13 protein-coding genes and 1 pseudogene are annotated in these 14,431 nt (G+C 45.5%); 5 read left to right on the forward strand and 9 right to left on the reverse strand.

The features are described 5' to 3' along the window. The first annotated feature begins 103 nt into the window (after positions 1 to 103). Positions 104 to 892, forward strand: coding sequence for an SDR family oxidoreductase (locus AC27FN_RS09140; protein ID WP_487167676.1), 789 nt, complete (start codon positions 104 to 106; stop codon positions 890 to 892). A gap of 281 nt (positions 893 to 1,173) precedes the next feature. On the opposite strand, the gene AC27FN_RS09145 is transcribed toward AC27FN_RS09140, so the two are convergent. The 4 genes from AC27FN_RS09145 to AC27FN_RS09160 are packed head-to-tail and all read right to left on the reverse strand — an operon-like array spanning position 1,174 to position 6,803. Continuing rightward, positions 1,174 to 2,148, reverse strand: coding sequence for a Ppx/GppA phosphatase family protein (locus AC27FN_RS09145; protein ID WP_487167677.1), 975 nt, complete (start codon positions 2,146 to 2,148; stop codon positions 1,174 to 1,176). A 45-nt stretch (positions 2,149 to 2,193) separates the two neighbouring features. Beyond that, positions 2,194 to 4,359 carry an RNA degradosome polyphosphate kinase gene (locus AC27FN_RS09150; RefSeq protein WP_487167678.1) on the reverse strand — a complete coding sequence of 722 codons (2,166 nt, stop codon included), beginning with the start codon at positions 4,357 to 4,359 and terminating at the stop codon, positions 2,194 to 2,196. A gap of 11 nt (positions 4,360 to 4,370) precedes the next feature. Then, positions 4,371 to 5,900 (reverse strand): Ppx/GppA phosphatase family protein, encoded by a 1,530-nt coding sequence (locus AC27FN_RS09155; RefSeq protein WP_487167679.1) that lies wholly within the window; start codon positions 5,898 to 5,900, stop codon positions 4,371 to 4,373. 15 nt (positions 5,901 to 5,915) lie between these two features. Beyond that, a complete protein-coding gene (locus AC27FN_RS09160; RefSeq protein WP_487167680.1) occupies positions 5,916 to 6,803 on the reverse strand; it encodes a polyphosphate kinase 2 family protein in 888 nt (295 codons plus the stop codon). Between the two features lie 185 nt (positions 6,804 to 6,988). On the opposite strand from AC27FN_RS09160, the gene AC27FN_RS09165 reads away from it, so the two are divergent. Then, positions 6,989 to 7,795: a Cof-type HAD-IIB family hydrolase gene (locus AC27FN_RS09165; RefSeq protein WP_487167681.1), complete on the forward strand. Its 807-nt coding sequence runs from the start codon at positions 6,989 to 6,991 to the stop codon at positions 7,793 to 7,795. Between the two features lie 820 nt (positions 7,796 to 8,615). Here the strand turns inward: AC27FN_RS09165 and AC27FN_RS09170 are convergent. Further along, positions 8,616 to 8,813 (reverse strand): annotated as a pseudogene (locus AC27FN_RS09170) (winged helix-turn-helix transcriptional regulator); the annotation flags it as partial. Between the two features lie 2 nt (positions 8,814 to 8,815). Next, positions 8,816 to 8,956 carry a hypothetical protein gene (locus AC27FN_RS09175; protein ID WP_487167682.1) on the reverse strand — a complete coding sequence of 47 codons (141 nt, stop codon included), beginning with the start codon at positions 8,954 to 8,956 and terminating at the stop codon, positions 8,816 to 8,818. 147 nt (positions 8,957 to 9,103) lie between these two features. Between AC27FN_RS09175 and AC27FN_RS09180 the strand changes: the two genes are divergently transcribed. Beyond that, positions 9,104 to 9,877, forward strand: coding sequence for a nuclear transport factor 2 family protein (locus AC27FN_RS09180; RefSeq protein WP_487167683.1), 774 nt, complete (start codon positions 9,104 to 9,106; stop codon positions 9,875 to 9,877). A 172-nt stretch (positions 9,878 to 10,049) separates the two neighbouring features. On the opposite strand, the gene AC27FN_RS09185 is transcribed toward AC27FN_RS09180, so the two are convergent. Beyond that, entirely contained in the window at positions 10,050 to 11,024 is a 975-nt protein-coding gene (locus AC27FN_RS09185; RefSeq protein ID WP_487167684.1) for a DMT family transporter, read from the reverse strand. Between the two features lie 238 nt (positions 11,025 to 11,262). On the opposite strand from AC27FN_RS09185, the gene AC27FN_RS09190 reads away from it, so the two are divergent. After that, positions 11,263 to 12,087 carry a sugar phosphate isomerase/epimerase family protein gene (locus AC27FN_RS09190; RefSeq protein ID WP_487167685.1) on the forward strand — a complete coding sequence of 275 codons (825 nt, stop codon included), beginning with the start codon at positions 11,263 to 11,265 and terminating at the stop codon, positions 12,085 to 12,087. Here the strand turns inward: AC27FN_RS09190 and AC27FN_RS09195 are convergent. Then, positions 12,073 to 12,753 (reverse strand): CPBP family intramembrane glutamic endopeptidase, encoded by a 681-nt coding sequence (locus AC27FN_RS09195; RefSeq protein ID WP_487167686.1) that lies wholly within the window; start codon positions 12,751 to 12,753, stop codon positions 12,073 to 12,075. The genes AC27FN_RS09190 and AC27FN_RS09195 overlap by 15 nt on opposite strands. 107 nt (positions 12,754 to 12,860) lie before the next feature. Here AC27FN_RS09195 and AC27FN_RS09200 point away from each other — a divergent pair, with 107 nt between their 5' ends. Beyond that, the gene (locus tag AC27FN_RS09200; RefSeq protein WP_487167687.1) at positions 12,861 to 13,148 is read left to right on the forward strand and encodes a hypothetical protein; all 288 of its coding nucleotides are present in this window, start codon (positions 12,861 to 12,863) and stop codon (positions 13,146 to 13,148) included. Positions 13,149 to 13,844: 696 nt separating this feature from the next. Here the strand turns inward: AC27FN_RS09200 and AC27FN_RS09205 are convergent. Next, positions 13,845 to 14,426, reverse strand: coding sequence for a hypothetical protein (locus tag AC27FN_RS09205; protein ID WP_487167688.1), 582 nt, complete (start codon positions 14,424 to 14,426; stop codon positions 13,845 to 13,847). Between the last annotated feature and the right edge of the window lie 5 nt (positions 14,427 to 14,431).

Consider the following 14,431-nt stretch of genomic DNA (forward strand, 5'->3'; position numbering starts at 1 on the left):
TTACAAAACTTTCATTTAGTAACTTAACGCGTTAAGCTTTGGTCAAAAGTTACATAAAACAATTTTTGTAACCAATCTAATTTGACACTTTTGGGAGGTCATCATGAAATTAACGAATAATACCATTCTCATTACTGGCGGCACTTCTGGCATTGGTCTTGCATTAGCTGAACGTCTTGCCGAAGCCGACAATCAAATCATCATCTTAGGTCGCAATCAAACAAAATTAACGAAGATTCAACAGCAACATCCAAAATTCGCCACTTATCAAGCCGATGTCAGTCAGCCTGAGACACTCGCTGCCTTACCGAGTTGGTTGAAGACGCATTATCCCAAACTAAACATCGTCATTAATTCCGCTGGGACGATGCGCGCTTTCAGTTTGTTTGATGAATCGGTGTCCGTAGATGCGCTTGTCAGCGATGTTCAAACAAATCTAATTGGGACGATTGCCATTGATAAACTATTGATCAATCAACTACGGACACAACCTGAGGCGCTCATCGTCAATATCTCTTCCGGATTGGCTAATTTAAGCACGGCCACACATCCGAGTTATTCCGCCTCTAAAGCCGGTGTACACATGTTCACTGACGCATTGCGTGAACAACTACAATCAATTGGCGCCACCCACGTGCACGTCATGGAGCTGGTTCCACCAATGGTTGCTGAAACTAACCTAGAGTCGACTGCCTCAACGACTGCTCCCGGGAACATGAAGTTGCCTGATTTAATTGCGGCTACGCTCAAGGGTATGACTCAAGATAAAAAACGCGTTAATCCAGGATTATCAAAAGGCATGCGTTTAGCAGGAAAAATTGCGCCTGATTCAGCTGAACATCGCTTAGCCACGACCATGATTCCGCAATATTTCCCCAACGGCTTGATTTAAATCAACCTAAATTAAAGGTCAGCATGTGAACAGCCCTGTAAAATTTTAAATCATGACTAGTTTTAGCTACCAACCAGCCTATCGAAACGCTTGCAAAAATCAACACGGCCGGGTTATAATACACCTGCGAAAACAAATTGAAACACGAAACACCAAACCCCCTAGCAGATGGTGCAGCTAGGGGGTTTTTCGGTGGGCTAAAGGCCGCTTGAACTATTTTACTTCCGGTGTCGTCGGTTTAGCCAGTCGACGAACCACGCCGTGATCAATGCAACCAACTATCACTTCTTGGCCGATTTATCTGGCTCACCAATGCGTCCACGCGATCGCAAATCGGCAAGGTGTTCGTACAAAATTCCTTCACGCACGCCATTTTCTGAGAAAACGACGCGCCCCGAATCTAGGGTTCGCATAATTGTCACAATCGGGGTAATCCCAGCTGCAATGATATCGGCACGATCCTTAGACAATCCGGGAATCGCCTTACGCTGCGCCAAATTTCGTTCAATGATATTGGCGTAAACATCCTCCACTTCGGTCACCGTCATCCGAAAACCATGAATATCTTCATAATCGGCGACGTGCTTTTCTTTGCGACGAATTTTAGCCAGCGTCCGATTGGAACCACCCAAGGCGACAATTGGTAAATTCTGTCCGCGATGTAACCACCAGATCCCGTTAAATAATCGTTGAACCGTTGTCGATAGCCGGAATAGATCTACTGCGGCAACTTGATCGGTTCCGTGCACTAAAAAGGTTTCCGATAAGTTAACCGAGCCAAATGGCAGACTGACCAAATTCTGCACCCGGCCATTTTGAACTAATACCAGCTCACATGACGCACCACCAGTATCCATAATGATGCAATTCGTCACCGGCAGCGTGTTAATCACGCCTAAGTAATCATAATTGGCCTCTTCATTACCGGTAATCACTTGAATTTCTAACCCGTGCACCTGTTGCTTCACGCGTTCAAGAAAATCGGCCTGATTTTTCGCACTACGCACGGCCGCCGTCGCAACTGCTCGCAACGTGAGATTCTCCAATTTTGAATAAACTGCATAAAACCCTTGTAGTGCTGTGATCGTCCGCGCCATCGGTTCCTCTTGCAGTTCACCGCTAGCTTCCATGCCCTCTGATAACCGCACAAAGGCTTTCGTCATCTGCCCACGCTTAAAACTACCGTCATCTTCAATTTCAGTGACTGTCATACGACATGAATTCGATCCTAAATCGATCACCGCAAAATTTTCCACTCGAATTGGCCCCTTTCATTCTCAGAAATCGTCCAGTTATCCGACTCATTCATCATCAGTATCTGTTTCATCATCTAATGGCTCATCCACCGGTCGCATCAATGGAACGAAAGGCGTCTGTGGCCGTTGCGTGTCCGTGCTGTTTAACGCGGCATTCTTTTGGGCCGCTTCTTCAATCAATGTTTCTTGCACATTTAAAGGTGCTAACCCCCGACGATCGACCTTTTGCCAAACACCATCCGGATGTAAAACACGCGTTTTGACGTTATCTGCCCACATCAAATCAAAAATACGTTGAACTTCCGTTTTGACATCATCCTGTAAAACTGGGAACAATAATTCCACGCGTCGGCTGATGTTTCTCGTCATCAAATCCGCAGAAGCTAAATACGTGCGCTGCTCCCCATCCGCGTAGAATTCGTAGATGCGACTGTGTTCTAGCAAGCGTCCAACAATCGAGTGCACCGTAATATGATCCGAAACACCAGGGATTCCCACTTTAAGACAAACAATGCCACGAACTAATAAGTCAATTGACACACCGGCCGCAGACGCTTCATACAATTTTTGAATCATGCCACGATCTGACAATGAATTCATCTTCATCCGAATTGCGGCATGCCGTCCTGCCTTGGCATGATTGATTTCATCATCAATGCGATCATACAAGAAATCACGCAAGGTCGTCGGCGCAATCGCCACGCGTTCGAAGTGATCCGGTTCGCTAAAACCAGATAACATGTTAAAAACATTAGAGGCATCCACACCCAGTAAGGGATCAGCTGTGAACAACCCCATATCTGTATACAGCTTGGCGGTGACATCGTTGTAATTCCCAGTTGCCATGTGCATATAACGTTTGATGCCATCTGGCTCCTGGCGCACCACGAGCAATAGCTTACAGTGGGTCTTCAAACCAACCAAACCATAAATGACGTGACAGCCTTCACGCTCAAGCATCTGGGCCCACTTAACATTATTTTCTTCGTCAAAGCGCGCTTTTAATTCCACTAGGACTGTGACTTGCTTGCCATTGCGCGCCGCCTGAGCTAACGACTTGATGATTGGTGATTGTGAGGACACCCGGTACAACGTCATTTTGATTGCCAGTGTGTCTGGATCAGTGGCCGCTTGTTGAACAAACTTCACAACAGGTTCAAAGCTATCATACGGGTGTTGAACAAAGATATCATGTGCTTTAATCGCCGCAAACAGATCCGCCTGCCGCAATGCAGGCTGTGTATAGCCCTTAAATGACGGATACAACAGATCATCGTGTCCCTTAATTTTCTTGACTAGCTTACCTAAGAAACGCAAATCAATCGGACCATTAATGTCAAACACACCAGCATCGCGGGTCTCTAAATCCTTGATTAACTGTTTACGTAGTTGTTTGGACATATCGGCTTCAATTTCCAAACGCATCACCTGCGTATGGTCACGCACCGCTAACTCATGCTCGACCTCTTTCAACAAATCACTGGCATCTTCCTCGGTGACGTCAAAGTCCATGTCACGGATCACCCGGTAGGCCTGCGCTTCTTTGATCTTAAAACCTGTAAACAGCTCACCTAAAAAGTGTTTCACGACTTCTTCTAAGAGAATGAACTCATTGGTCCCTGGTAACGTCACCACGCGGTCAAAAGTATCTGGCACTTGAATCGTCGCAAAACGGTGTTCCCGCTTACCACTTGCTTCGTCTTTGGTATTTTTAATCAATCGAATCGCGATGTTAAGCGTATTATTGCTAACGAATGGAAATGGTCGCGAAACATCGACAGCCATCGGCGTCAACACCGGATATAAGACTTCCCGAAAATATTGGGTTAAGTAACTGATTTGCGTCGTTGTCAGCTCATCGAAGGTCCGCAGATGAATGCCAATCGCTTCTAACTGCGGCAATAGTGAACGATTCAAAGTACTATATTGCTTTTCAACGAGCTGATGAACCTTGGTACTAATGGCCTTTAATTGGGCCGCCGCATCCATCCCCGAAGCATCAGGTGTCGTGTAATTGACGTCTTCCAACTTTCGTAATGACGCCACGCGCACCATATAAAATTCATCCAAGTTGCTTTGCGTAATACCTAAGAAGCGCACGCGTTCTAACAAAGGATTATTTTTGTCACGCGCTTCTTCTAGGACCCGGTCATCAAAATCCACCCAGCTTAATTCACGATTTACATACAAGTTTGGCTCTGTATAGGCCATGGTCATCCTCCTTAAAAGCGTCCCGTGCGTTGTAACTGCGGGGTGAACCCGTAAATCTCCTCAAAAAAGCGTCGTTTTTTATTGAAGGTCCAGGTCTCTAATTCAATATCATCATTGGCGGTTGCCCGAATAATAACTTGCGGTTTTTTAATCGAAACGCTAATACTTGAAATTTTGTGTAACCGACTGTCATCTAGCGCATCCGCGAGCCGCAAAATCGCCGCTAGCTTAACCATGACCATCCGATCAGCCATGCTGATGTTAAACCGGCTTAGATCCGCCGACACCGTTTCAGAGCTATGATAGCGGGCAATGGCTGCGACAGCGACCTGTTCATCTGCTCGTAACCCCAGCATTTCCGAATGGTTAATAATGTATTCCGAATGAAACGCATGGCGGGTACTATCAATGAAGAGCCCACTGTCTTGTAAAATTGCCGCCAATTGCAACAACAATCGCTCATGCGCGCCCAACCCATGCAACTTTTTCAAACGATCAAATAACTGGGTCGCAAATTTAACGACTGACTGCTGGTGCTGTTCGTCCACGTGAAAGCGGCGGGCCAACTCATAAGCTGCGCTCAGCATAACTTGACTGGTGGGATCTGTGTTATGGGCATTTTGATGGTGGTGTCCCACCTCATCAATGACACAGCCGTCAATGACTTTAAAGTCCGTTAATTCAATTTGCTTGACCTGCAAATGGTCGAATACTTCATCCAACAACAAAAACAAGGGTAAGACCTCGTTGGTTTGATCTGCCGGAATATTACTTTCATTCAATAAATCTTGTGGAGTCATCTCCACCACTCGTTGAAATTGTTGATCAAAATCAGCCAGGCTCAATTCGACAAACCGTTGACCACGCGGAATCAGATGATCCAACAAATGCAGCTTAGAACCCATCAGAATCACGCGATCAAATCGCTGTTCTGGTAAAAACTGATAGAGGCTGACTAACTTTGAATGTAAATAATCACTGAGCATTTCTTGATAGGATTCGACCCGGTGCTCCAAATCTTGCAGTTGGGTCGCTACTTGCATGGGACCTAAGAACAGCTCTCGAGTTAACAGCAATTGACCATCCACGAACAACATGAAGTGGACCATGCTGGCCCCAATCTGCATTAACACCGTGTGTCCGCTGATGAGTTTATCAAAATCCGGCAATAACTGAGCGGCAGCCTCGTAGGCAAACAGTGATTCTTCATTCACCGTCATGAAGTGGAGTGTTTCACCGGTCATAATAAAAATGTGATCCCGGATATAATCAATGTTTTCGGCGCGCGCAATCGTGTGGCTGGCCACCAAGCGATAATTCGTCACCCGATAATCACGTAGCACCTGTAAAAATCGCTCCAAAATCACGATCACTTCGTCACCGACAGATGGATCTAAACGATGCCCTTCAAATAAATCAGCCCCTAGATGTAGCGGCGCACTAATCCGTTCTAAGACGGTCTGGCTTTTTTGATCAACAATCATTAATTGCATATCTTGCGCAGTGAGAACCATCGCACCATATAAATTACTTTTTGCCATCGCGCCGAAAATCTCCTAACTATCTTGATTGGCTTGTAATTGATCTAAAATCTGGTGAAGCTGTTGTTTTTGGCTTTCTGTCACTACTGGATACTCCGGTTTTAATGCTTCGAAGCGCTTCGTTAAAATCTCCGAAACGATCAACCGCGAGCACCATTTCGAGTCCGATGGCACGATATACCAAGGATTGGTTTTAGTTGCCGTGTGCGTCAACATTTCCTCATAAGCCTGTTGATATTGATCCCAAAAGCCACGTTCCTTAATATCCGCTGCTGAAAACTTCCAGTTCTTATCTGGTACTTCAATCCGTTTTTCAAACCGCCGTTTCTGTTCAGCTTTAGAGTAGTGCAGGAAAAATTTCAACATCACAAATCCATTGTGTGCTAGATAATCCTCATAGTGAACAATATCTTCATAGCGTTGCTCAAAAAAGGCCTTGGTGACATCCTCAACGCGGTTAATGCCAGGAATGTGCTGACTCGTTAAGATTTCTGGGTGAACGTGACTGATCAACACGTCTTCATACTGTGAGCGATTAAAAATTTGAATACTACCGCGCCGCGGCAACGCTGCTGAAATTCGCCACAAATAATCGTGTGCGAGTTCATTTGAAGTCGGTTGCTTAAAACTGACGACCGAGGTTCCCTCTGGATCTAAGCCACTCATCACATGACGAATCATGCTATCTTTTCCAGCAGCGTCCATCCCTTGCAACAGAATGATGACGCCGTTTGTCGCCTGCGCGTAGAGTTTACTTTGAAGGGCATCTAGCTTCACTAAATTAGCTTCTAGTTGTCGCTTAATGGTCTCCTTGTCTGGTGCTGGTTCAGAGACACTGGTTGGGACTTGCTTCAAATCTAAATGGTGGCCTTCGTCAAATCGATAAGTCTTCTCATAATCCATGTCGCCACGCTCCCCTCTGTGATTACCTTTATTCTAGCGACTTGGGCAGCAAAGATAAATCAATCATGCGTGAAACATCACAATTTTATGATTGAGGCCTCGCAACCTGACAAACTATGCTAGGCTAAGTTTAGCGTGAAACACTGCTAGACTGACCAAATTGAATGATTGCGAGGAACTTTCGAATGATTAAAATGATTGCATTAGATCTTGATGGGACACTGTTGACCAGTGACAAAAAAATCAGCCCCAGAAATGAGCGCATTTTAAAGCAGCTACACCAACAAGGTCTAAAAATCGTGCTGTGTACGGGGCGTCCAATCAATGCCATCTGGCACTACCTGGAGCAGCTCGAACTCACCGATCCGGAAGATTATACGATTACGTTTAACGGCGCGTTGGTCATTCAAAATGTCGGTCACGCCGAACTATTTAAGCAAGGCCTACCAAAGGCTGATTTAATTCCCCTTCATGATTACTGTGTGGCGCATAATTACCCGCTAGATGTCTTAGACTTTGAGCAGGTTTGGCCTTTATCAGATCTCCGCCCTTCCTATTATCAACAGATGTTAAATGCAAACCTAACCTTCACTCACGTGCCCTTCGATCAATTACCCGATGCCGACTACAGCAAAGCGGTCATGTCCTTCGATGCGCCGGTCTTAGATGAGGCAGTGGCGAATCTCACTGAAACGATGAATGAGCATTATCACGTGGTACGTTCGCAACCTAAAATTCTTGAATTTCTCGCTAAAGACATGGACAAACGCGTTGGCCTAAACGCACTGCTCGCCCATTATGGCTGGACATTCGATAACCTGATGAGCTTTGGTGATGCTGAAAATGATTTAGGCATGCTTAAAGCTGCTAATGTCGGCGTCGTCATGGGTAATGGTAAGCCGGAAATTAAGGCTGTGGGCAATGCGGTGACCACTTCCAATGATGCGGACGGTGTTGCTCAATTCTTAGAAGCGTTTGATTTTAGTCGGTAAACTGACAGTAAATTTTGTTGTTGCCTGATTAAACTAACCTCACTAAATTTTGATCATTTTTATCCGCCTCACAAAAAGAGTCTGAGACGACGCTAAAATCTAACTTTCATTTCCAATCTACATCGCCAAAACGTGGAACCACTTCCAGCAACCGAGACCCTGGAACTTGTAAAACGTTGAGTAAGAGACAGCCAAGCTGAGAGTTGAATATAGACTAAACAAAAAGAACGGCCTGCGAATCCCCGTCTAATGGGATGCAAGCCGTTTTTTGTTCGATAAAGCTTGTGAAGTTGACTTTTAAGCAGTCGTTTAGGTGATTTTACCAGTCATTCTCACTCGTGAAACGCGCTTGCAAAAAAGTATTTAAACGACTGATTCTTCGATCATGGTATGATTGTGCCCGGTCAGTTTGCACTAACTCAAAGCTGACTAAAGAGGGTGAACATTATCCTTAGTAAATTCTTCAAGCTCTTACTGATTGTAGTCCTTGTGATTATAGTTTATTTGAGCTTAACGACGATTAGAATGACGTCTCTAGTCTGCAAGCTAGGGGCGTTTTTAAATACAAAAAACTCTCGTGCTGCAAGACACGAGAGTTGAAGGAAACATATCCCTGTAAATTCTTCACTGAAAGTGAAACGCGTTCGTTATGCGTTAACAAGCTTTAGACTTGTTTAGCTTGGGGCGCCATACCTGTTGTGGTAAGTTGATAGCTGCTAGGTTGCTCGGCAGCTGTGTCTGGTTGTGGGCCCATTTTGGGATCAGATTACTAAACATTACCAGCCATCGCACACTTTGCCTACGCTTCAATTTTCTTCAATCAATCTGGGTCACTGTCCGTATGAGTGACGTAGTAATTCGCCCATTCACGCATGGCCGCATGAACTGGAGCTAACTGCCGACTAATTTCTGTTAGCGAATACTCCACTCGTGGAGGAACTTCTGGAAATACATGCCGATGAATAAAGCCATGGGCTTCGAGCCAGCGTAAATTACTGGTTAGAACCTTTTGCGAAATTTTCAAGCGCTTTGTAGTTCTGAGAATCTTAACGGGCGATCCTGTTCGATTAAAAGATTAATAATATCTGGCCGCCACATATTTCGATGCATTTGATTCAAAATCGTGAGCTTTTTTGCTTCTGCTTCGGAAATCTTTAACATCCTAAATTCTCCTTCACTGATTACGCCACAATGCTTACCCTAGGGTAACTGACTGACTTTAAAGTGCGTTCTTCACAAGCATTCAGGTCCCACTTACAATGAGCTCATTAAGTGTTCAACCCACTACTGAAAACCGGAGGCGTCAACATGTCAAATATTAAATCAGCTCAAGCGTTAATCGCAACTTTTGCGACTGGTGACCTCGACCAAGCGCGTCATTTACTGTCAGACACATACACCCAGCATAATTTAGATTATCCAACGGGTCCAGCAGGCTTCATCGCCGCAGTAACCAATCTTCAACAAGCGCCCGTTAAGACGACGGTCGAAAATATTCGCGCTTTTGAAGACCATGACTTCGTTGTCTTACACAATCGGTACAATTTTGCCGGTGCTGGCGAACAAGCAGCTTTTGATATCTTTCGCTTTGATGATGACGGTAAAATTACCGAACATTGGGACAACCTAGCGCCGGTGACCGATCCGAATCCTTCAGGTCACACCCAATTTGACGGGACAACAATCATTACTGATTTGAACAAGACCGACGCCAATAAACAATTAGTTCATCAGTTTATTCGCGATGTTTTACAAGGCAAAAATCCATCAACGATCACGGACTACTTTGATGGTGATCATTATATCCAACACAACTCACAAATCGCTGATGGTTTATCCGGCTTAAATGCGGCGATGGCCGCGATGGCAAAAGCGAATCAAGCGATGGTTTACACCAAAAATCATCTGCTTCTCGGCCAAGGTAATTTTGTCCTAGCAGTATCTGAAGGCGAATACGCCGGTGAACACGTTGCCTTTTACGACCTTTTCCGCATCGACCAAGCTAAGCTGGCTGAACACTGGGATATTGTCGCACCAATTCCAGCACCAGATCAGTGGAAAAACAATAACGGAAAGTTCTAAGAGCGGTCACCAAGTTACCGGTCCTGCACAAATTTTTATAAAAAGTAAGCGATCTTCCTGACAATATGGATGAAGTGAACCCCCAGAGTTGGATCAAATCCAACTCTGGGGGTTCACTTCAGGAAGATCGCTTTTTAGCGTCAATTCAGTCGTTTTAAAAAGTTAATTTTTGTTAATGTGACGAATGGCCGTGACCAAATGGATGCCACCAATCGCTCATCGTGAGCGCAATTTTTTCACCAACGAGTGTGACAACGGAACCAATGAGAATGATGACAATCCCGATGACCGTATTCACGTAGATCGGTTCACCTAACACGATCAGTGCTAAAATCGGAGCCAATGCTGGTTTGATGAAAAAGATCAGCGAGGCAACGGGAATGCCCGCTTCATCCATCACGATAAAGTAAAGGCCAAAAGCGACCCCCGTCACTAGGATGCTGACATAAGCTAACAGTGGCAGTGCTTGCCAGCTTAAATTAGCAAAGAATGGCACGTCGCTAAAACCCTTAATCCCGCGTAACGCATTGGCTTCAAGGGGAAGATGCGTTGATAACATCAAAACACCTAATTCAAGAGCCCCAGCGATAAATGAAAAGCAAGTCATCGTCAGCCCATCGAAGTGGCGTTGATTAGCGTTGACCCGTGAAATCACCCCGTAAAGTCCGAAGGTAATGGAGCAGGCTAGCCCCAGCACGATTCCCACCGGATGGGTCAGTTTAAACGGATCAATGATGACGATTAAGCCGATCAGAGTCAAAATAACGGCGATCGTGTTCGTTCGCGTCATACGTTCACCAAGAAAAATCAAGCCGATTAACATCCCAAACACCGGGTTCGCACTCAATAAAATTGCCACCGTGGAGGCTGCTGTCGCTTGGATCGCCATCTGATACAACGTCATGCTAACCACGACGCAGGCGAACCCAGTTATGCTAAACGCAAGCCAGTCACGCCAATGCAAGTGTTGTTGGCGTCGTCGTAAGGTATGGATTGCAATTGGTAATAAAGCTAGACCACCACAAAGAAAACGAATAAAGTTAAGTTCAATCGGGTTGAAACTGCCCCCAGCGATCTTTAGAGCAATTTCCATTGAGCTAAATAAAAAAGTTGAAATTAAGACGTAGACGAGCGTTTTAACTTTCACGGTTAAATCCAATTCCCCTCTCTAAATGCCAAGCGGGCGTTGCCGAACGTCCGTGATGTTTAAAAACTACCTTTCCATCATACCATACCAGTAAACCAGCCCAAATTGCCCCGGTACACGGCGGGCAGTACCTTGACATAACTGGCTTAGATAATGATTGAAATTGTTAAGTTCGATCAAGTCATACCCCAAGTTGGCAACAATCAGCGTCTGTTTAAGAAATGAGGTCTCATTCACTATGTCACCATTATTAGGTTTAAAAGGAAGCACCAATCCTGATCAGTATCGGCAACGCTTAACTGATCGCCCAGATGTATTTGAATTTTTTCTGGATCAAAATGACTTAACTACTGCCGGCCTAAAGCATTTACAGACCGCGATTGATGAAGTTAAACAGGTCACGAGCCGAATTGTGTTACATCAACCGATGCGTTACAACGGTTGGTTCGTGGAAATGGTCACCCCGGCCAAAAAAATGCCGGAACTCTACCAATTTCTCCGGTATAGTTCCGACACACTAATTGCACTTGCACAAGCAAATGACATTCAGTTGTTGCTGCATGGTTCTTATTCGCGCCAAACTCAACAATTCATCGACATGTACCCAAATTTAGCCACTGCACAGGCCGTCGTTTTTGAACGACTGGATCAATATGCTGAACAAGGCGGCGATCACATCATGTTTGAAAATTCGATCTCACCATTATTCTTCTACGGTGATCCCGCTATGGATCAAATCATCTTTGATCACCACTACCGGCTTGCGTTTGACACCAGTCATTGTTTCATCAAAAGTCATGGTGACAATAACGTGCTGCTGGCCTCGTTAAAACGTTTGGCACCCCACGTCGTCCATTATCATCTCGTTGACTCACTGGGGCTCACTCACGATAGTCTCCCATTAGGCACTGGCCAAATTGACTGGGCGCGTGTCTTACCGCTGTTAAATCCAGCCGCAACGAGTATCTATGAAGTGAATCTAGCTGACCAAACAGATGACCGCGAAATGCTCGCGTCCCACCGCTACTTAACCAATCTAGCGCACCAACTAGAGCAACATTGATAACGTCGCAAAACCGTTGTTTAAGATATGCAGGCTAATATCATAACGAATGTCCTTCGTCTCTAAGTAAGTTGTCGCTAAAATCATCCCCATAACAGCATAAACCCAGGCGTCTGGTGACCACAGCGCTGTATGCAGTTGCGCAAACAAGAGTCCATTTATCACAATGCCGAGCACTTTCACCCACGGCGTCGTTAATTTCATGAAAAAGTAGTTGAAAAACAAGCCACGAAAAATCAGTTCTTCGGGGATTGGCGCAATGACCACCGTTAAATACCCGGTTAACCACGGTGTCCCATTGAACAACTGTTCCACCGTCTTCTGATTTTCAGATGATTTGCTGTGGATTAAGCCTTGAGCCACAATTAACCCGGCTAATGCGACAATCATCAGGCCGAAAAATAACCATTGCCGTGAGCGCGACGGTCGTGGTCGAAAATAGACCGGCTCTCGGTTGGCTAGTCCTTGTTGATATAGTCGCCATAAAAGCCAAAAAACAAGCCCACATAGCAAGGTTGTACCGAGCCCCACCCACAACTGGATGGACCAAGCGGATAATTTTAATAAAGTTGGGAAATCGGCTGGCATAATTGCCAATTGTTCTAACAAAAACAAACCAAACATGGCGCCAATCCCTAATAAATATCGTCGAACGCGATCTGCCATATGTAGGACTCCTTTAATGTTGCTTTTAATAATAAGCCCGTTTCAGTGATTCTGCGACGATCCAGTCTTATAATGAACCTAATCTAACAGAAACGGTGGCGATAATGATGACTCAAAATGAAATTACGACGCTTTGGCAAACTGTGGATGCGTATTTTGGTCCCCATTTCAAAGTAACCGCTCAATTCAAAAGTGATTTTGCTGCATATGCACAAGCCATTCTAGACGCCGACGACGGCCCACGACAAGCCGCGATTGGCAAACACGATCTGCGGGAGATTGCGGTTAAACAACTATCGGACAAGCAGCTAGACATTGCGGCAGACCATGCGCGTAAATTCGAGGCTCAGCAAGCAGAAGCTGCAAAACTTGCCGATCAGGCTTCTCACAAATGAAATCAGAGCGAAACAAGCTGGGTGATGTCGAGCACTAGCTGAGGCTGACTGGTTGGCGCTCTTTGCCAATTAGGCAGGCTGGGCTAGGCACAGACATCAGGCTTGTGTAGCTCGACAATGACTCAGAGTGGGGTCAGCCGGGTGATCCTGAGCACTAGTAAGCTGGCAGTGATTGGTGGGCTTTACCAATTGCTGGCAGCAGGCTAGGCACAAGGATCAGGCTGACGGAACTCGACAAGCCGTAACTTGAACAATATTCGTGCTGACGGCAAACACACAGTTGGGACAACAACAGTAAACGATAAACTTAGTTTCTAAATAAACACGAGTTATATGTCAGTAATCAATTGGTATTAAAGGCGGCTTTCACAGGATGATGAGTTTATTCATCCTGTGAAAGCCGCTTTTGTGTGTTGGCGTATCTTTGCGTGCGTCTCATTTTGATGTTAAAAGCGTGATTCGAAATCAAATGCATCGACACAAGATCACCCATCATTTCATCCACATGATTGCCAAAAATCAGCGAGTTAATCCACAAGTAGGCCAATTTGAACGTAGCGGGCATCGGCTCAGCCTCAGGTCCACGGCGTTCCAGCCGCATGCCCGCGAAGTTCAGGTTGGCCGGCAGCCATCCCCTAAATAGAGGTTTAAACCAGCAGTTTGGTTTTGATTTTGCCTTAACCACATTTTGTCAGTCTAATTAATCCGGCGACTATTATAAATCGTCAATTCACTAACATCGGGCGACGCTTTTTGCGCAGCCTCGTAAACCGTTCGCAATAGTGAGGTTGGCACATATTGCGACGTACCGGTTGGCTGATAATTGATTTCATAAGCTTGCTCACTGCCAGCAGGTCGCACCCATAGGCGATACGCTTGACCCACTTGTAAGCCATCAAACCGGACTAAATTACCATCACTCCCACTAGCCAACGCCGAAGTCGACAAGGTCAACGTAATTGGCGACGACCATTCGTTGGTCGCTTGACCATTTGCCAAGCCGGCTGGCAAATTAACCGCGCGCTTGGTTAGCGTATACCCACCAACAGTTTGAGTCTCAACAGCAGCTTTTTTAGCAGGTTTAGATTTAGCGGCCGCTTTTCGTGGTTGCTGAGGCTGCTTTTTAACCGACTTGTTGGTTGTTGAACGCTGTTTGTCAGTTGATGTCGATGGCTGAGCTGCCCCAGTTTGGCGGGCGACTGGGTGAATCGTCAAGACACTGACGCCAATTGCCAATATCGCAATAACGATAAAAATAATGTTTGTTCGGCTGCGCATAACCG

The sequence above is a fragment of the Furfurilactobacillus sp. W61-4 genome, assembly GCF_057545565.1.